This is a genomic window from Candidatus Hydrogenedentota bacterium, from assembly GCA_035416745.1.
Taxonomy (GTDB): Bacteria; Hydrogenedentota; Hydrogenedentia; order Hydrogenedentales; family SLHB01; genus UBA2224.
The window spans coordinates 25,477-43,452 of the sequence record DAOLNV010000029.1 but is presented as its reverse complement, the minus strand read 5'-3'; the positions used below and the strand labels follow the sequence as shown (position 1 = coordinate 43,452).

At 60.3% G+C, this 17,976-nt stretch carries 12 protein-coding genes; 3 read left to right on the top strand and 9 right to left on the bottom strand.

Features of this window, described 5'->3' with window-relative positions:
- Positions 1 to 5: 5 nt before the first annotated feature.
- Both PLJ71_10965 and PLJ71_10960 read right to left on the bottom strand, forming a co-directional pair.
- On the bottom strand, positions 6 to 500 hold the full coding sequence (locus PLJ71_10965; GenBank protein ID HQM49200.1) for a TIR domain-containing protein: 495 nt from the start codon (positions 498 to 500) through the stop codon (positions 6 to 8).
- A gap of 141 nt (positions 501 to 641) precedes the next feature.
- Positions 642 to 2,996 carry a hypothetical protein gene (locus tag PLJ71_10960; protein HQM49199.1) on the bottom strand — a complete coding sequence of 785 codons (2,355 nt, stop codon included), beginning with the start codon at positions 2,994 to 2,996 and terminating at the stop codon, positions 642 to 644.
- Positions 2,997 to 3,215: 219 nt separating this feature from the next.
- On the opposite strand from PLJ71_10960, the gene PLJ71_10955 reads away from it, so the two are divergent.
- The 3 genes from PLJ71_10955 (at position 3,216) to PLJ71_10945 (ending at position 7,140) form a co-directional block, all read left to right on the top strand.
- Positions 3,216 to 3,512, top strand: coding sequence for a hypothetical protein (locus PLJ71_10955; protein ID HQM49198.1), 297 nt, complete (start codon positions 3,216 to 3,218; stop codon positions 3,510 to 3,512).
- 258 nt (positions 3,513 to 3,770) lie between these two features.
- Positions 3,771 to 5,186: a patatin-like phospholipase family protein gene (locus PLJ71_10950; GenBank protein HQM49197.1), complete on the top strand. Its 1,416-nt coding sequence runs from the start codon at positions 3,771 to 3,773 to the stop codon at positions 5,184 to 5,186.
- A 184-nt stretch (positions 5,187 to 5,370) separates the two neighbouring features.
- Positions 5,371 to 7,140: a hypothetical protein gene (locus PLJ71_10945; protein ID HQM49196.1), complete on the top strand. Its 1,770-nt coding sequence runs from the start codon at positions 5,371 to 5,373 to the stop codon at positions 7,138 to 7,140.
- Between the two features lie 460 nt (positions 7,141 to 7,600).
- On the opposite strand, the gene PLJ71_10940 is transcribed toward PLJ71_10945, so the two are convergent.
- From PLJ71_10940 to PLJ71_10910, 7 genes are all read right to left on the bottom strand, one after another.
- Positions 7,601 to 8,935, bottom strand: coding sequence for a BNR-4 repeat-containing protein (locus PLJ71_10940; GenBank protein HQM49195.1), 1,335 nt, complete (start codon positions 8,933 to 8,935; stop codon positions 7,601 to 7,603).
- Between the two features lie 82 nt (positions 8,936 to 9,017).
- Entirely contained in the window at positions 9,018 to 10,226 is a 1,209-nt protein-coding gene (locus PLJ71_10935) for a Gfo/Idh/MocA family oxidoreductase (GenBank protein HQM49194.1), read from the bottom strand.
- 170 nt (positions 10,227 to 10,396) lie between these two features.
- Complete coding sequence (locus PLJ71_10930; protein ID HQM49193.1) at positions 10,397 to 11,788, bottom strand: sigma-54 dependent transcriptional regulator; 1,392 nt, start codon at positions 11,786 to 11,788, stop codon at positions 10,397 to 10,399.
- A gap of 6 nt (positions 11,789 to 11,794) precedes the next feature.
- Entirely contained in the window at positions 11,795 to 13,396 is a 1,602-nt protein-coding gene (locus tag PLJ71_10925; protein ID HQM49192.1) for an ATP-binding protein, read from the bottom strand.
- The gene (locus PLJ71_10920; GenBank protein HQM49191.1) at positions 13,393 to 14,463 is read right to left on the bottom strand and encodes a type IV pilus twitching motility protein PilT; all 1,071 of its coding nucleotides are present in this window, start codon (positions 14,461 to 14,463) and stop codon (positions 13,393 to 13,395) included. Before PLJ71_10920 ends, PLJ71_10925 begins: the two co-directional genes overlap by 4 nt.
- A 95-nt stretch (positions 14,464 to 14,558) precedes the next feature.
- On the bottom strand, positions 14,559 to 16,286 hold the full coding sequence (locus tag PLJ71_10915; GenBank protein ID HQM49190.1) for an ATPase, T2SS/T4P/T4SS family: 1,728 nt from the start codon (positions 16,284 to 16,286) through the stop codon (positions 14,559 to 14,561).
- A gap of 91 nt (positions 16,287 to 16,377) precedes the next feature.
- Positions 16,378 to 17,976 (bottom strand): DnaA/Hda family protein (locus PLJ71_10910; GenBank protein HQM49189.1); only part of this gene is annotated, 1,599 nt, incomplete at its 5' end.

Genomic DNA, 17,976 nt, shown 5'->3' with positions numbered 1-17,976 from the left:
GGGCATCAGGCATATTGTCCCCTGATCTTTACCGCATCACTTATCCAGGCGCTGATGTTGTCAGCGATGTGATTGTAGACGTCTTTGCTCCTGCTGAAAGGCGGGTCATAGGCAATCACGATCCTGGAGAACGTGCCCGACCTGAACGTGATATCGTCAAAAGGGTTTCTCCCTTTGGGTGATTGTTCCCCCCAGCGGTCTTCGAGGTTGTGGACATAGATGCCAAGCACACCCTTTCGGGCTTGCCAAGCCCTTCGGATTTCGTAGTTTATCAATTTCCGTTCGGCTGTGTACTCGCCAATCAGGACGATCGCGGCATCCTTCCCCTGGAGTTGACTGTCGAGCCATTTCTGAATGGTAGCGGCACCACCTTTCGTAATGGTTTCCCAGTCATTGTCCGTTGCGGGTTGATTTCCTTCGACGAAGCGGATTTGCCGTACCTTTTCGGCACGCGAGCTGTCCTGCTCGTAGTGAAAACTGTAGAAAACTTTCCATGCCATGGACCTGCCCTCCCTACCCCTTTTTGCCTACATGCCTCCGTCCCTGCCGTGTACGTAGTCTTCGAAAATGAGACACTCAATCAGAACCGCTTACAACCTCAATCGAATATCTTGACTATACGGGCCGTCGATCTTGCCTATTCACTGAGCTGCCCTGGCGCATTCCAGGAAGAGTTGTCTCGCCGAGCCGGTCTCGCCAATCAAGTAGACCGGCGAGGCGGTGAGGCGCAGCCTGGACCTGTTGATTTCCTGCCCCATGATGTTGAGACGAGTTGCTCTGTCCGGCACGCTGACCGTTGCGTTCTCTTCCGGGTCCCATAACACCAGAACGGCCTGGCGGCCGGTCTCAAAGGCGAAAACCAGGCCACCTGCGCCGGTCTTGTCCGCAATGTATTGCGGGCTGGGTCCCATCAGTTCGGTGAAGACGGCGAGTGCGGCGAAAACCTTACGCACGCCGCCGCCGGCAAACAGGCAGCTTTCCGTGCCGGGTTTGTTTACCGAACCGGTGCATCCGGAATGCAGAAAGATCTTTTCGCCGCCGCGCCCCAAAAACATCGTGCAGTAACGGATGATGTAATCAGCGACGTCTTTCTCGCTGAGGAGTCTGCTTTCGGAAAATGAACCCGGCGTGGGTTTGAACGGCGTGCGTGGCAGGTCGTCGGTGCCGAAATAGGAGAATTCGGTCATCCAGATGGGCTTGGGGCCGCCGTGCGCTTTCATTGCCGCCAACAACTCTTCGCTTAGTGTGAAACGGGCTTCCGGCTCGGTCTTGCCGGGGTAGTCATGAACGCCGAAGATATCGACGGTATCAAGGATGCCCGCCTCCACCGTCGGGATGGTGTATTTCGCATTGTTGAACATGCCCGTCCCTCCAACGATGCGGGCGCCGGGGTTGGCGGCCCGGATAGCGGAAGCGGCTGTCCGGAGCAGGTTGAGGTAATCGTCGAACGTGTGGCCTTCAAGCGTCGTGCTGCGCAAGGAAGCGGTATCCGGCAGCGAATAGGATGTAAACAGGGGCTCATTCAAGAACTCCCAAACTTGGACCTGCTCCGTGTAACGACCGACTCCGGCTTTGATGAAGTTGGCCAGTTCGTTTGCATCCCGTGGCATCCAGGCCCATCGCGCCCGCGGTATCAGTTCCTGATCGTCGCCTCGTCCTCCCGCTCTGTAACGCTCCGACTCGGCCTTGAGCGTTTCCAGGGACGGCGCCGTGGAATTCCATTCGGCCGAGGGAAAAGGGATCATGGCTATCACGTTCACGCCGTGAGCGGCGACCCGGTTTATTTGCGGGTCGCTGATTTCCCACTGAAATTTCCCGGGTTCTGGTTCAACGTGCTGCCATTTGAGCGACCAGTCGCGATACCAGCTCACGCCGGCCTTCTTAGCCAGCTCGATCAGGAATTCCGTGGGATAGGCGTGGTTGACGCCGATAACGGTCTCACGCGCTGTTCGCGGCGGGACGATAGCCACACGCACCAGGCGCGCCTCCTCCGTCTGGCCGCTCCTGCAAACGGCCACCAGCCGGTAAAAGCCCTGCCACTGTGCCGGCAGGGGGACGGTTTTCTTCACCAGGGACGATGGCGGGACCTCTATGGTAACGGCAGGAAGTTCGACCGGATTGTCGAAGAAATCGATCACCCTGAAACTCACTTTGGCGCGTGCGGGGGCATTCGCGCTGTTGCAGGCAGTGATCTGCAGGCTCGCGGGCTCGCCTGTGGTAAACACGCCAGCGGACGCCGAGGGGACAATGCCGACTTCGAGTTCGTTGCGCGGCACGAAGCTTGTGGCTTGGGTCCCTTTCTCAAGCTGGATGGCGTCCACGTCCACGATGACGTTCTCTTCCTGTGCCAAGTCCGGTCCGGCCAGTACAAAGAGAAACGGATACTTGGGCACGAACGTGTGGCTGTACCGTTTCCAGTCCTGTGTGAGAACCACCGTCTCGAGAATCTCCTCCGGTTCTGCCAACAACCCCTGGGCGGGGTCTTCATTCTCAACGCCGAAGGCGGCTGGTACACCGTTGCGGGATGCGCGCATGTCGAGGGAGATTGTATAGGGCTCGCCGGGGTTCACCTCGAGCCAACCCAGATTCGCCGCCAACGGCCGCAACTCGCGGTGATTCACCGGATGGAAGTAGTCAAAATGGAATACGGGCGTGTGGTTACCGCCCAGTTGGATGCGCAGAAAAGCCCGGCCATGAGTGCCTGACGACTCTTCCACCGTGCCGTGCAGAGCACTCAGGTTGCCCCAATTCGGCGCCAGAGGAGCCCAAGCGTTCTGGAAACCGGCGCCATGCCCGAGGGAGGACCATCCGGCCTCGCCCGCCTCGAAGGACGCGTTGGGCACCAGATTCTTTCCTCCCAGCGCGGCGATGGTGTCCGTAAAGCGGACCTTTTCTTCGGTCTTGTCTCCGTATGCGACGTTCAGCCCCACACACCAAAGTACCGGGCACAGCAGCAACGCTGCCACAGAGCGGGCGGTTTTCTCGGATTCTTGCACGGTTTAACCCTCCCCTTCCTGGGATTGCTTTCTCATTTCGAAGCGAGCGAAACTGTATCCGCGAGGTCACCATTATGATTCTGAAGATGCTCTTATCTGAGTTAATCAGAGAATGGCCGTGCGAATCAATCACGTGGAATCGGCGGCCACGCTGAAGCATGTCGGCGGGAGCGGCATCGGACGCGGCCTTCTTTCCGTGGAACGAAGGCGGCATCTACCGTGCTGAACGGGTTGGCCCAAATTCGAAGGCATACCCAAAAGGACGCGGACCAAGGCCAGTTTGATGCCGCCACGATGACGAGCGTGTCCTCGGTTGCGCCAAGGCCGGGCTTGCCTGAAATGGAGTTGCGAGCGCGCGGATTTGTGCCAACTGAACTCGTGCTCTTGTTTCGCGCGGCAGGCCTGAAAGTCTTGAACATCTGGGGCGGAACGGCAGGAAACTGGGGTAAACGCCCCATCGACCTGGATGAGATCGAAATCATGGTCATCGCTCAAAAGGGGCATCGCTCCGTCTGAGCCGTCTGATTCGCCTGAGCAATGTAAACGCGGGTCGAGAAATGTAGGGGGAATTAGGGCGGTCGAGAAGGGCCAATACCGCGGTTTCGGGCCCTATTCGGACCTGGCACAGGGCGCGCTGCTTACATCGCAGCAATCGCGGGGGTGTTGAGAGCGAATAGATTATTGGACCAGGATATAATGGGTTCTGGCGGCGGGAGACATCGGTTACAGGCTCGTGAGGTCTTGTGCGGAAGAATGCATTATCATGATCAAAATATGAAAAGAATGCGTCATCTCGACCGCCCCATGGCACTCGCGTGCGCGCTTGGGGTAGTCCTCATGCTCTGCGGCTGCGTCAGCACGCCGAGTGCGCGCAACCAGCGCCTGGATCATTTTGACCCGTCGTACGGATACCGAATGAAGAACTTCGGACCGAGCGGCGCCAACAGCGACTCGCTCGTGGTCGTGTTGACGTTTTCGGGGGGCGGCACGCGGGCCGCGGCCTTGGCCTACGGCGTGCTCGAGGTCCTGCGCGACACCCGGATCACGTGGGGAGGAGCCGAACGTTCACTGCTCGACGAGGTGGACGTCATCTCGTCGGTGTCCGGCGGCAGCCTTCCTGCGGCATACTACGGCCTGTTCGGCGACCGCATCTTCGAGGACTTCCCTGAGAAGGTTCTGTACAAGAACATCCAGGGCAATCTGATCAAGCAGCTCCTGTTTCCACGCACGAATTTCCGCCTGTTGTCCCCGTTTTTTACCCGCACCGACATTATGGCCATGCGATTCGGCCGCGAGTTCTTCGAAGAAAAGACGTTTGCCGATCTGTGCGCCGCGGGACGGCGTCCGTTCCTGATCATCAACGCTACGGACATTGCGCCGGGCACGCGGTTCGAATTCACTCAGGACCAGTTCGATCACCTGTATTCCGATCTCGGTTCTTTCCCGATAGGCTATGCGGTGGCGGCTTCGGCGGCATTTCCGGGCGCGTTTCCTCCGCTGACGTTGCGGAATTATGAGCGTGGCGCAGACTATGGACTGCCGGAATGGGAGAGAGCTGCTCTGGCCGCCGAGGAGCCCGACAGCTGGACCTACGACCATGCGCGCAGCCTGGCGCACTACGGCCAGCGGGGTCGGCCCTTCATCCATCTCACGGATGGCGGCGTGGCCGACAACCTGGGGTTGTTGCCGGTCATCCAGGTGCTGCGCCAATCGCTTGGGAACGATTCGGACATACCCGCGGGCTATTTCAAGGGCGTCGAGAAGTTTCTGATTATTACCGTGAACGCGGAGACGAGCGTTGACCGCGGTTGGGATGCGAAGGAGTCGCCCTTGGGATTCATCAAGACGCTCCTCGCGGCAGGCACAACGCCCTTGTCCAATTTCACACGGGCCGAGGTCGAGTATATTCGCCTGCTTCTCCGAAGCTATGAACTTCAGGGTCTGCTGGATTGCGGCGGTACGGACGCGAACGGAAACAAGCCTTCCGGACCGGACTGCCGTTTCGTCGAAGTGAGCTTCGCGGGCATCGAAAATCCGGACGAACGCCAGGTCCTCGACAGTCTTCACACCAGTTTCAAACTCGAACGCGAACAGGTCGACCTGCTGCGTGCGGCCGCCGCGCAGGTTCTCGCCGGTCACAAGGGCTTCCAGGAGTTCGTTTCAGAGCTGCAAACAGCGGGTAAGCCATAGGCCTGTCCGTAAGCAGCCATGCGCGGGGAGCTTTGAGCCCCCGGTCGTGCCCGGCGGGTACTATCCAATGGCATACTGTGCCGCCGCAGGGAAGAACACCTTGGCCAGGCTGTATTTACGGGCACGGGAGGACTCATCAATGACTCAAAAGGCGCTATTCAAACGAGGATCATGGCGGTGTTTCATGATTGTCAGCGCCGTGGCATACGTGTGCATTTCGGCTGCCGCCGAGGAATATGCCGGGACGCCGTATGAGGGCGCGGACACGTTCGCCGACACGTGGGTCGCGACCGACGCCCTTGGACGCGAGGTTCCGGGCCTGGACGAGACCGGGCCCGTGAAGCCCGACAAGTGGGCGGGCATTTTCTACTGGACCTGGCACCGTCCCAATCCGGGGGGCCCAAACGATAACACCAAGCTCATCGCCACGGCCAGGGACGGCGTGGTGGCGTGGCCGCAAAACGGGGCGCCGCACCATTGGGGCGAACCGGAACTTGGGTACTACCTGATGACCGATCCCTTCGTAATTCGAAAGCACGCGAGCATGCTTTCCGATGCGGGAATCGACGTTATTCTGTTCGACACCACCAACCCTCCCTGGACCTGGAAGGACGAATACGAGGCCCTCTGCCGCGAGTACACGGCCATGCGGCAAGAAGGCAACCGCACTCCCGCTATCGGTTTCATCGCGCCGTTCTGGGACCCGACCGAGGTGGTCAAGCGCCTCTGGGACGACCTTTATAAACCCGGCCTTTGGCGCGACCTCTGGTTCGTGTGGGACGGCAAACCGCTGCTTTTGGCCAACAAGGAGTTTATCAAAGACCCGGAAATGCTCGCCTTTTTCACGTTCCGCCGCCCCATGCCCGATTATTGGCTGGGGCCCGACGGACCCGACCAATGGAGCTGGCTTGAGGTGCATCCGCAACACGTGTTCACGAACAGCGCGGGCGAGGCCGAGCAAATGAGCGTCGGCGTGGCCCAGAACGCCCTGCCGAACACGCCCGGGCCCGCGCCGATGGCCCACAAAGCCGGGGCAATGGGCCGCAGCTGGCACGATGGCGGGAACGACCCCCGCGAAGACGCCGTCAATCTGGGTCTCAATTTCGAAGAGCAGTGGCGGCGCGCGATGGAGGTCAATCCGAAGTTCATCTTTGTAACCGGCTGGAACGAGTGGGTGGCCGGACGGTACACGGAATGGAGCACGTACACCGATGCCGACTGTTATTACCCCGGCGGGTTGTTCGTGGACCAATACACCCGCGAATACAGCCGCGACTGCGAACCCATGCGCGGCGGCCACTCCGACAGCTATTACTACCAGTTAGCGAGCTGGGTGCGCCGTTTCAAAGGCGTGCGGCCGCTACCCGTATCGAGCGGGCCCGCTGCGGTCGCCATGGACGGCGCGTTCGGCGATTGGCGGGCCGTCACGCCCGAGTTCAGAGACACGATCGGCGACGTGGTCCACCGCGACCATCCCGGTTACGGGACGCTGGTGTACCGCAACGACACCGGCCGCAACGATTTCGTCCTTTCAAAGGCCGCCTATGACGAACACCATCTGTTCTTTTTCGTCCAGACAGCACATTCCATCACGCCTCACACCGACCCCTATTGGATGCTGTTGCTGCTGAACACGGATCAGGACGCGGGAACCGGTTGGCTCGGATACGACTACGCCGTCAACGCCGAAGTCATCAGCGACACCGAGACAACCGTAAAGGCATGGCGGGACGGGTCCTGGGAACCGGCCGGTGCGGCGGAATACCGCGTCAACGGAAATGGCATGGAACTCGCCGTTCCCCGGGCGCTCGTGGGTGAAGCCGAAGGCGCGCCCGCGTTTGATTTCCACTGGGCCGACAACATCAAGAGCTTCGATGACGTCTCCGAACTCGGTGTCAATGGCGATAGCGCGCCCAACCGCCGGTGGAACTACCGCTACGCCGTGGGAAAATGAATGCAGCGATATTTTATTCCCCAGAAGGACGCCAAGGATAGATGACGACGACCGTCGATTGTTCGAGCAGTATCTCCAGTCCGGCGGACCGGATGCAGGCCCATGGAACCGGTCGCCGCGCTGCCTCTACCTCGAATACTGGACGCGCAACGAGGTCGTTGAGCGCTTCGGCATCTTTTCAGGCGTCCGAGTGTGCAACGTGGGCATCGGCGCAGGCGAATGGGACAACTCTCTGTGCGATTGGCTCAACGGCAGAGGACGGCTCACCAGCATCAACATCGACCCCTCCATATGCAGCCTCTTCGCGTACCGGCAGAAGCGCGAGGGACATCGCAATCCCGCCGCTGTCGTGTGCGCCGACATTCTCACCGCCCCGTTACGACCCCTTCCTGAACATTTCGCCTTTCCCGAAGCTCATGGTCGCAATATGGAGGGGAACAAGAATTCCCGCATGCGTTCCCTACGACGCCTCGATCTGACGGGGGGCGTCCATCCCGTCGCCGAAGTAGTACATGGTGACTTGGGTGTCGCTGGGAGGGGATTGGCCATCGCCGCAGGACCACATCACGCGGAACTTGCCGTCGCTCTGCTCGTGATTGAGGACCGTCTTGACGTGGTTGTGGGAGCGCTGGGCGCCGTGGGTGAGGGTGCGCGATTTGTTCCAGGTCTTTCCGCCATCGACGGAGCGCCATTCCTCGATGTTGCCGCCGTCACAGCCGTGTTGCGCGGGCTCGGATGGGCCGTACAGGCGGATGTCGCCGCTACTGAGCACGCAAAACGCGCCGGCGTCGTACATGTGGTCGCTGGATGTCAGATTAACAGTTTCCCAGCCGGCGCCGGTCCTCCGTGCGATCTTCCACTCGCTGCGGTAGGTATCGGCGTCGGCGTCGAGAAAGAGGATGAGCGTCCCCACGCCCGGAGCGACGGCCATGTCTTTGATCCATATGCCGTGCTCGCCGGAATCGTAGAGTCTTTCAGCGGCATCTTCGGTGATAGGGAGTTCGTACGGCGAACCGTCGCTCCGTTGCCATGTGTCGCCGCCATCGTGTGAGCACGCGTAGTAGACGTTGTACCGGCGGGCCCACAGATGCTTGGTTTGAATAGCCTCGGGAGAACCTCCCCCCAGACGCGACCAGGCGAAGTGAAGGCCACGCGGATAGGAACCGGTCTCGCCAGTGGTCAACCCGTAGACGGTTGACGTGCCTTCGTAGCTGCTGAACGTTGCCAGTTGTACGGTGTCGCTCCAGGTGACGGCCTGGTCGCGCGTCTTCTTGAAACACCAGCCCGCAGGTTGCCGGTGAGGCACAATGAGCTCGCCCGGCCGGAGTTCCCACGGGCTGGCATACGAGCCGTTGCCATCGGTAAGGGCGGTCATGTGGGTCCACGCCGAGATGTCATACGGATAGAGGGACCGCAGCACTTGGATAGGCTGCTTGCCGCCGGCGTACCCGTAGAACACGTAGAGGAATCCGTCCTCGTCTATAAGAAGGGTGGGGTTGCGATGGGCGTTGGCGTCGGGGTTTGTGCCGAGGGCCAGGGGCTCTGCAAACGCGGAGGCCGCATGATCGAATACGCCGATCGCGGGGCGGTTCTCCGCATCTCCATACACAAAGAAGGTCCGGTTCGCCGCGCGCGCGTACACGGCCATGGGCCGGTGCCACGCCGAATACGTGGCCTTGCCCCCGGCATACACAAACTCGTGCCCCGGCAGCGTGTTCTGACGACCGCACCCGTACCACACGCCGCGGAAGGCCGTCGGCGTGGTATTGACGCGCCGCCCCGAAAATTTCGGCATGTCCTTCTCCTCGCGCGTGATTCTGCCGCAACAGTCCTCCGTGTCGAGGACGAGCCCCTCGCCGCAGGCGTTTTAGCGCGGTTTATCCTGCGTAGATGCGGCGTGCTTCGCGGTCGTACCGCATGCGCATGCCCTTGTCGAGGGCTTCCGCGGCCATGATCGTGGCCATGGAATGCTGATGGCCGAATTCGATATCCGCATTGGGCCGTTGCCGGCTGCGCAAGCAGTCAATCCAATTGGCCATATGGTCCTGATTGGGTTCGGGGGTCAGCTCGCCTGTCTCGATTTGTTTGCCTTCTTCGCCGCCCTCTCCCGAGTACCGGAGCGCTTCGAGATCCATCGTGCCATACCGTCCGTAGACCATATAACGGTTGCCGGCGCTGTTGGTGAGGCACATGCTCCAATCGAACAGGAAACCCTGCGGGTAATCCAACAACGCGTGGAACACGTCGGTATGTTCGCGCCCGTCTTTCCAGACGTAAATCCCGCCGTGAGCGACGGCGCTGTTGGGATAATCGGCGCCGGTGACGTTATTCATGACGTCGACCAGATGACACATCCACAGGCCGGACAGGCCGTTCGTGCACATCCGGTACAGCTGCCAGCGGCGAAGAAGATTGGGATCGAACGGCACCATGGGCCGGTTGAACAGGTAAGCCTCCCAATCGACGTCTTCTTCTTTGACATTGCTGACGTCACGAGCCCAGCGGGCATGATTGAAACACACCGAAGACGAAATGCGGCTCACATGACCCAGCTTCCCTTCGGACAAGAACGCGCGCGCTGTCTTCCAGCGTCCCTCACTCCGGCGCTGAGTGCCTACCTGCACCACGCGCTCGCGTTCACGAGCGAGGTCAAGGGCCATGTTCGCATCGTCAGGGTCGATGCTCATCGGCTTCTCGACGTAAACGTCCTTATTTGCTTTGAGCGCCTCGAGCATAATGGGCGTGTGCCCGAAATCGGGTGTCGCGATGACGACTGCGTCGATATCGTCTCGCGCGAGGAGTTCGGCAAAACGCGTGGTCCGGAATGGGGCTTTCCCGAACCAGCCTTCGATCTTGGCAGCGGCGGTCTCGAGGTTTACGCGCCAGACGTCGCATACCGCGGCGATCTCGACCTGATGACTTTCCCGCAGCTTGACGATTTCGTCCATGAGGGATGAGCCGCGGCCGCCGGCGCCGATGACGCCCACGGCAATGCGTTCGTTTGCGCCCCGCGCGGACGGGCTCAAGAGCAATCCCGCGCCCGCCGCGGCCAGAAAGGTCCTGCGTCCTATCGGAAATCCTGCCATGATGATGCTCCTTTTCGGCTTGCCTTGCGTCTAAGGCCGTTCCACCTGACATGGTAGCACAAGCGCGTGAATTCCACTCACGGCGCATCGACCGCTCCGGCCGGGCGGAATGCAGGCGCATGCATGTATCCGGCAGTGAAGCGGCGAACGCGTTGAACGGATTCCTGAGGCTACTCTTCTTCGCTGAGGCTGTATTTTTGAAGGCGGTAGCGCAGGGAGCGGCTGGTGAGTCCGAGAAGTTCCGCGGCGCGTTTCTGCGAGTACCTGCCGCGCTTCAAGGCCTGCAGGATCAGTTTGCTCTCGATGTTGGCGATGTATTCCTCGAGGTCCAGGCCGCCCTCGGGCAGATCGCTCAGGGCCGGCTTAGGTTCGGGCACGTAGTCGCGGATGTAGGGGGGAAGATCGGTGATTTCGATGTGGTCGCCGCGGCACAGGGCCACCGCGCGCTCGAGAACGTTCTCGAGTTCGCGCACGTTGCCCGGCCAGCGAAAATTGTCCAAGGCTTCCTCGGCTTCGGGGGAAATATCCACCGGACCGCAACCAAGCCGGGCGGCGTGCGCCTTGGCGAAATGACGGGCGAGCAGGGGCACGTCCCCCTCGCGGTCACGCAGTGGCGGGACCGTGATCGGGATTACGTTCAGGCGGTAGTAAAGGTCTTCGCGGAACTCGCCGGACTTGGCCATCTCCTCGAGGTTGCGGTTCGTGGCCGAGATGATCCGCACATCGACTTTGATGGTGGTGGTGCCGCCCACGGGCATTATGGTCTGGTTATCCAGGACCCGCAGGAGCTTGACCTGCAACGACAGGGGCATCTCGCCCACCTCGTCCAGGAACAGGGTGCCGCCGTCGGCAACAACGAATAGGCCTTCCTTGTCTTCCACGGCCCCGGTGAACGAGCCTTTCTTGTGACCGAAAAGCTCGCTTTCCAAGAGGTTTTCGGGAAAGCCGCCGCAGTTGATTGCCACGAACGGTTTGGCGGCCCGCTCGCTGAGCTGGTGGATCGCACGGGCCACCAGCTCTTTGCCCGTGCCGCTCTCGCCGTGGATTGCCACGGTGCTTGGCAACGTGCCTACGCGGCGCACCATCTCGCGGGTTTCTTCGATGGCATGGCTTTTCCCGATAATGTTGTCGATGGTTCCGCGGAGCGCCTGGCTCTTGCGCAACGCGATGTTTTCCCGAATGAGGTTGCGCTGCTGGATGGCCCGTTTGACGAGCAACCGCAGTTCATCGTTCTTGAAGGGTTTCATAATGTAATCAGCGGCGCCGAGTTTGAGCGCCTCGATGGCGGTCTCCATCGACGCATGCGCGGTGATCATAATGGCGGGGGTGGTGGGCGCATGCTCCTTAATCCATGACAACAGGCGCAGCCCCGCGGCGTGGTCGTTATCAATGCGCAGATCGGTAATCACGACATCGTAGGGGCCCTTTTCCAGGGCTGCGGATGCGGCCTCGATGGTCGCTGTCGCGGTAACGTCATACCCGGCGTTGCCCAGCACGATCTCGAGCAGTTCACGCATGCCCGCTTCGTCGTCGACTACAAGCGCTGAGAATCTGTTGGACACGCGGTTCTACTCCTCTTCTCGCATGATAGGAAGCCGCACGCTGAGAGACGTGCCCCCGCCTTCGCGCGGCGTCGCGCGTATGGTGCCGTCGTGGGCCGTCACGATACGCAGGCACACGGCCAATCCCATGCCGACGCCGCTGGCCTTGGTAGTATAGAAAGGCTCGAAAATCCGCGCAAGCTCGTCCGGGGCAATCCCGGTTCCCTGATCGTCAAACCGCACCTCGACCGATGTCGAGTCGGGATTGACCGCGATGCCGAACGTTCCCTGCTCTTGCATGGCCTCGATGCCGTTCTTCGCGATATTCATGAAAACCTGTTTGATCTGGGACCGATCACCGGAAATGAGGCACTTCTTCACGGGCGGCTGTGCCTGGATCTGCAGGACCTCGCAGCTCCGGTATTTGTCCCGCAGCAATTCCGTGACCTCCTGCACGAGGCCGGCGATCGGGAAGATCTCCCGCCGAATCTCGGGATTGCGGGCGAAATCGAGAAAATCCGTGACGATGCGGTTGAGATGGTCGGATTCTCGGATGGCTATGGCGGCCAGCCGCTCGGCGATGGGCGGCGCGCCGAGGCTGCCCTTGAGTTCATCAACGGCGCCCCGGATCGCGGCGACAGGATTGCGGATTTCGTGGGCCAATCCTGCCGATAGCTCCCCGACCGCCGCTAACCGGTCCTGACGCTTGAGTTCCTCGCGCATCTTGGCCATCTCGGTGAGATCGGTAAACGAGGCGATGATGCCGGTGAGATTTCCGTGCGAGTCGTGAATCGGGCTGGTCGTAAGCCCCAGGAGTTTTACCGTCTGGGAACTGGTGCGCGCGTGAAACTCGTAGCTGGTGAAGTGCCGGCCGGTCCGTAAAGCCGTAAGGAGGGGGCATTCGGCTCCGGATTCGACGCGAAGCACCTCCTGAACGGGCTGGCCCACGCCGGCGCCTTGGGGCAACCCGAGTATGCGGTAGGCGGCCTTGTTCTGGGCGATGACCATGCCGTTCCTGTCGGTGATAAGGAAGCCATTGTTCATATTGTCGAGGATCTCGTGCTGGAACTGCTGCATGCGGTAAACGCGCAGATACCAGTATCCGCTGATGAACGCCGTCAGATAGTACCCGAGTCCTTTTACCAGGAATTCATACCAATGGGCAAGGAGTTCAAGCGATTCCTTGGGAAGAGACAATTGGAACGTCTGGATCAGCATTGAAACCGTGGCAAGAGTGGCGAAGAAGAACCCCTGCTTCTGTCCGAGCAGGAGCCCTGCCTCGAGGATTACGATGACGAACAGAAAGGTGAACAGGCTGGCGGCCCCGCCCGTAAAACTGACCGTTGCGGCCACGACGCCGAAGTCCACGAGCAGCTGCGCCCATGTCAGAAGGGCGGGGGGCGTCTCGATGCGGCGGAGCCGGAGCTGGTAGTACACGCTCGTGACGGCGCCGAAAACGAGGAAAAGCGGGAGAAACGAGATGCCCGGGCTGTCCCGGTCGGCGAGCAAATAGGTGCCCGCGGCGATGATGGCGAGCATCCCTATACGGGCAAGCCCCACCAGCCAGGGCCAGCGGTTGGGACCTTCCAGCGGCAAACGGGTGGAGATTATGGGGCCGTCCTTGCTCACATTCCCTTTTCGACCAGACGTTGAAGTCCTTCCGGATCGGAACTGCGCTTAAAGGCCATCTCGAGCGAGATGATGTTTCGGCGGACCAGGCGGAAGAGCGACTGATTCATCGTCATCATGCCTTCCGAGGTGCCGATCTCGATCATCGAGGGGATCTGCTCCAGCTTCTCGGACCGAATAAGCGACCGGATGGCGATATTCGGAATCATGACTTCGAGGGCCAGAACCCGGTCCTTGCCGTCGGCGCGTGGTATGAGCTGTTGCACCACCACCCCTTCCAGTACGAACGAGAGCTGGGTCCTGATCTGGTCCTGCTGGCTCGCGGGGAAGACGTCGACGATACGGTTGATGGTCTGGAGGGCATCGTTGGTATGCAGGGTGGCGAAGGCCAGATGGCCCGTCTCGGCCACGGTCAATGCCGCGGAGATGGTCTCGGGATCGCGCATTTCGCCGATGAGAATCACGTCGGGGTCCTGACGGAGCACGTGGCGGAGCGCTGCCGCGAAACTTTGGGTATCCGCACTTACTTCCCGCTGGTTTACGACCGAGCGGTGGTGGGAATGGAGGTATTCGATGGGGTCCTCGATGGTGATAATGTGTACGCTGCGTTCGCGGTTGATCCGGTCGATGATCGAAGCCAGGGTCGTTGATTTCCCGCTGCCCGTGGGGCCGCAGACAAGCACGAGGCCAATGGGCCGATGAGCAAAATCCTGCACGACGCGCGGCAGACCCAGCTCGTCGGCGGAACGGATCTCGAACGGGATCGAGCGAAAAGCCGCCACAACGGAGCCGCGGTCGCGGAACACGTTCAAGCGAAAACGGCTGAGGCCGTCGATGCCGAATGACATATCGCATTCTTTCGTCGCCTCGAACGTCGCGATCTGCTCTTCATTCATCACCGTATAGATGATTTCCTGCGTATCTTCCGGACGCAAGGATGGGTAGCCATCCAGCGGCTGCAGGTCGCCAGAAAGGCGAACGACGGGTGGGATGCCCACGCCGATATGAAGGTCGCTCGCGCCCAGCTCGATCATCTTCCCGAGCAGCTCTTTCACACTGAATTCCATAGTGCCTCCATTCCTCCGGGCCGAATGCCGCCTGCTCGAAAGGCAACCGTATCCGGCCCTTTTTCCCCTGGCCCCATCCGGCGGTTCTTAACCGGTCAGTCCGCGGCGGTAGTGCGCAGGACCTCCTCGATTGTCGTGAGCCCGCGCGCGGCTTTCGCAAGCGCGTTCTGCCGCAACGATCGCATTCCGCATTTGAGTGCCATCCGCTTGATGTCCATGGCGGGCGCCCGCTTCATCACGAGGTCCTGAAGGTCAGGATAATTGGGCATGGCTTCAATCACCGCCAGGCGGCCTTTGTATCCCGTTCCCTTGCATCGGGTGCATCCGCGGCCGCGAACAAAGGTCGGTTCGCCTTCGCACAATACCTTGGTAAACTGGATGCGCTTGAGAACATCTTCCGGCACTTGAATCGGTTCCTTGCAGCTTCCGCAGACGCACTTCAATAGGCGCTGGGCCGCCGCGAGGGCAACCGAAGATTGGACCAGGAACGGTTCGAGTCCCATATCGGTCAAGCGCGTAAAAACGCTTGCGGCATCGTTGGTGTGGAGTGTGCTCAAGACCAGATGCCCCGTGAGAGCCGCTTTCACGGCAATATCCGCGGTTTCCTCGTCGCGAATCTCGCCGACCATCACGATATCGGGGTCCTGCCGAAGGATACTGCGCAGCGCGGCGGCAAATGTAAGGCCGATCTCGCTTTTCGTCGGCACTTGGTTAATCCCCGGGAGTTCGTATTCCACGGGATCCTCGACCGTCACGATATTATGGGACGGCTTATTGATTTTATGCAGGGCGCTGTACAGGGTGGTGGTCTTCCCGCTGCCCGTTGGTCCGGTAAGCAGTATCATGCCAAAGGGCAGTTTGAGGGCATCCGTGAACGCTTCCATGGGCTGCGGCTCGAAGCCGAGCTTGTCCAGATCCAGCGTCAAGTTGCTCTTGTCGAGGACGCGCATCACGACTTTCTCGCCGTGATACGTGGGAAGAAACGATATACGAAAATCGATCTCGTGTCCTCTCGAGACGATGCGGAAACGTCCGTCCTGCGGCAGCCGGTGTTCGGCGATGTCAAGGTGGCTCATGATCTTGAAACGGGAGATCAGGGCCGCCTGCATCGATTTCGGAGGGCTCTTGGCTTCCTCGAGCGTCCCGTCCACGCGGTACCGGATGCGCAATTGTTTTTCGTACGGTTCGAGGTGGATATCGCTTGCCCCCATTTCGAGGGCGTTCAACAAGATGAGGTTGGCAATACGTATCACCGGGCCGTCTTCAGCCTCGGCCTCGAGCGATGCCAGGTCCGCGATATCTTGCGGCTCGTCGACAACCTGCATTTTGTCGGCCCTGTTGTTGTTTCCCGCAACGAGTTCATCGAAGAGTTCGGAACTTTGCTTGCCGCCGTAGTGCCGCTCGATGGCCTCCTCGAGTTCCGATTTTACGGCCACAACGGGCTCGATCTCGTAACTGGTCAGCATCTGCAGGTCGTCGAGGGCCATAATATTCAGCGGGTCCGCCATCGCCAGGGTCAACACGTCGCCTGTAACGGACACCGGAAGCATCAGGTACTGGCGCGCAAGAGATTCGGGCACTTCGCGGAGGATTTCGTCGGGGATATTGTAGTTGGCAACCCGGATATGAGGTATGCCGAGCTGTTCACTCAGAGCGATGACCAGTTCTTCCTCGGCCAAGTAGCCGCGCTCCAGGAGAAATTGAGCCAGGTTCTGGTTGGAGCCGCGCTGCAGAGTAACCGCTTCCTGCAGTTGCCCTTCAGATATCAGGCCCTGTTCAAGAAGAACATCGCCTAAACGGCGCTTTCTCGTTCTGGGTGGCACAGCAGTTTTCCTTATCTATCCCTGTTCCCCAACGTGTACGATACGCTTTCCCCACCGGAACTCTCCAAAAAGTATACCGCATGTGGCGCGATCATGCCGCATCCACACCGAGCTGACTCAAGACTTCGCCCGCAAGATTCTTGTCGATTGCGTGCCCCGAAACGCGGGCATAGGCGATTACCTTGCGCAACGCGCCGGTCATCTTGCGCATGTCATCCTGGATCTGCATAGCAATCAACTTCACGATGTCCTTAGGGACATCGGCTTCTGCACTATGGGCCATTCGCGTAAGCATCTCGATGCGGGCCGCCTGCTCGGGCGCCCGTACTGAGGATACCACGCCGGAAAACAACCTGGACGCCAGGCAGGGGTCCAAACGGCTCAGCTTGTCCGGCGACGCGTTTCCGGCAAGCAGAATGGGGCGCGCCTCGTGAAGGAACGCATCGAGTATGTACAGCACTTCCTCCTGCGCGCTCGGCTTGTCCGCCAGCAGATGGATATCGTCAATGAGCAGAACATCCAGGTCGCAATAGCGGCCTCGGACCTCAAGCGCGTGGTCTTCCGCGAGTGCCTTGGTGAACTTCCGCGCCATCATTCCGGCGGACACATACCCGATGCGCATGTCCGGATTCTTGGCCATGATGTTGTTGCCGATAGCGTTGAACAGGTGGCTCTTGCCCAAACCGACCCCGCCGTAGAGATAAAACGGCGTGAGATCGGCGAATTGACGGTCGGCCAGTGCCTTGCACAGCGTGACGGTCAGTTCGTTTGTCTTGCCGGGAACAAAGTCCGCAAACGTATACCCGGGAATGGGGCGTTCATTTTCGAGGGCTGCTCTGACCTGCTCATTTGTGCGAGCGGCCAAGCCGGGGCTATCCAGGGCATCCATTGCGTTCAGGTCGGATTCGGCGTTCTTCCGAGCCGCGCCGGGAAATTCGCGGACGTTGTCCTTGGAAAGGGCCTTTTCTTCGGCCTCTTTGGCTTCTTTGATGGATTCAATGGCCTTTTCGGCGGTTTGGGCCGCGCGTTTGGCTGCCTCTGCGATTTCCATAAGCTGCGCCGATTGAGCCGCGTCGGCGGATTTGTTGCCGGCAAATGCCTCGTGCAGGGCCATCAGGGCTTGCTGGGTATCTTCGCTGCGCTTAGATTCTTTTTCAACGATGGCGGAGAATTCCTGGGCCATCGTCCCCAGGGCTTGCTGCATGCTTTCGCCAACGGCCTTCGCAAGTTCTCCGGCCGAAGGCACAGCGGGCAGTTCGATCTTCGGGCTGTTGTTTTGAATATTCTTCGACAGCTCGCCCAGCGTTTTCTGCATGGTTTCTTCAATGCTCAAACGAAGGGCTTCGGCGATCTGCGCGGTCGATACCGCCTCTTTGTCGCCGTCTTTCTTCGCGGCGGCCGCTTGAACCAAAGAAACCTGCATGCCTTTGAGCAGGCTCGCGGTAGATTTGGCCATGCCCTGCTCGACGCTCTCGCGCATGAGCTTGCCAAGTTCAGCGTAATCGGGCGCGGGCGCCGCGGAGGCGTTACGGGATTGTTCCAGGGAAGCGATGACGTCGCGCATGCCGTCGCGGACGTGAGCCGCGATCTGCTCGGCATCGATGTTCACGACGGGCGCGGGCGCCGGGGGGACGCTACGGGATTGTTCCAGGGAAGCGATGACGTCGCGCATGCCGTCGCGGACGTGAGC

What these genes read in the sequence shown, in the direction of transcription:
- PLJ71_10945 (HQM49196.1), top strand. Translation starts at nt 5,371, where the DNA reads ATGATTGTCAGCGCCGTGGCATACGTGTGCATTTCGGCTGCCGCCGAG.
- PLJ71_10965 (HQM49200.1), bottom strand. Translation starts at nt 500, where the DNA reads ATGGCATGGAAAGTTTTCTACAGTTTTCACTACGAGCAGGACAGCTCG.
- PLJ71_10950 (HQM49197.1), top strand. Translation starts at nt 3,771, where the DNA reads ATGAAAAGAATGCGTCATCTCGACCGCCCCATGGCACTCGCGTGCGCG.
- PLJ71_10920 (HQM49191.1), bottom strand. Translation starts at nt 14,463, where the DNA reads ATGGAATTCAGTGTGAAAGAGCTGCTCGGGAAGATGATCGAGCTGGGC.
- PLJ71_10940 (HQM49195.1), bottom strand. Translation starts at nt 8,935, where the DNA reads ATGCCGAAATTTTCGGGGCGGCGCGTCAATACCACGCCGACGGCCTTC.
- PLJ71_10935 (HQM49194.1), bottom strand. Translation starts at nt 10,226, where the DNA reads ATGGCAGGATTTCCGATAGGACGCAGGACCTTTCTGGCCGCGGCGGGC.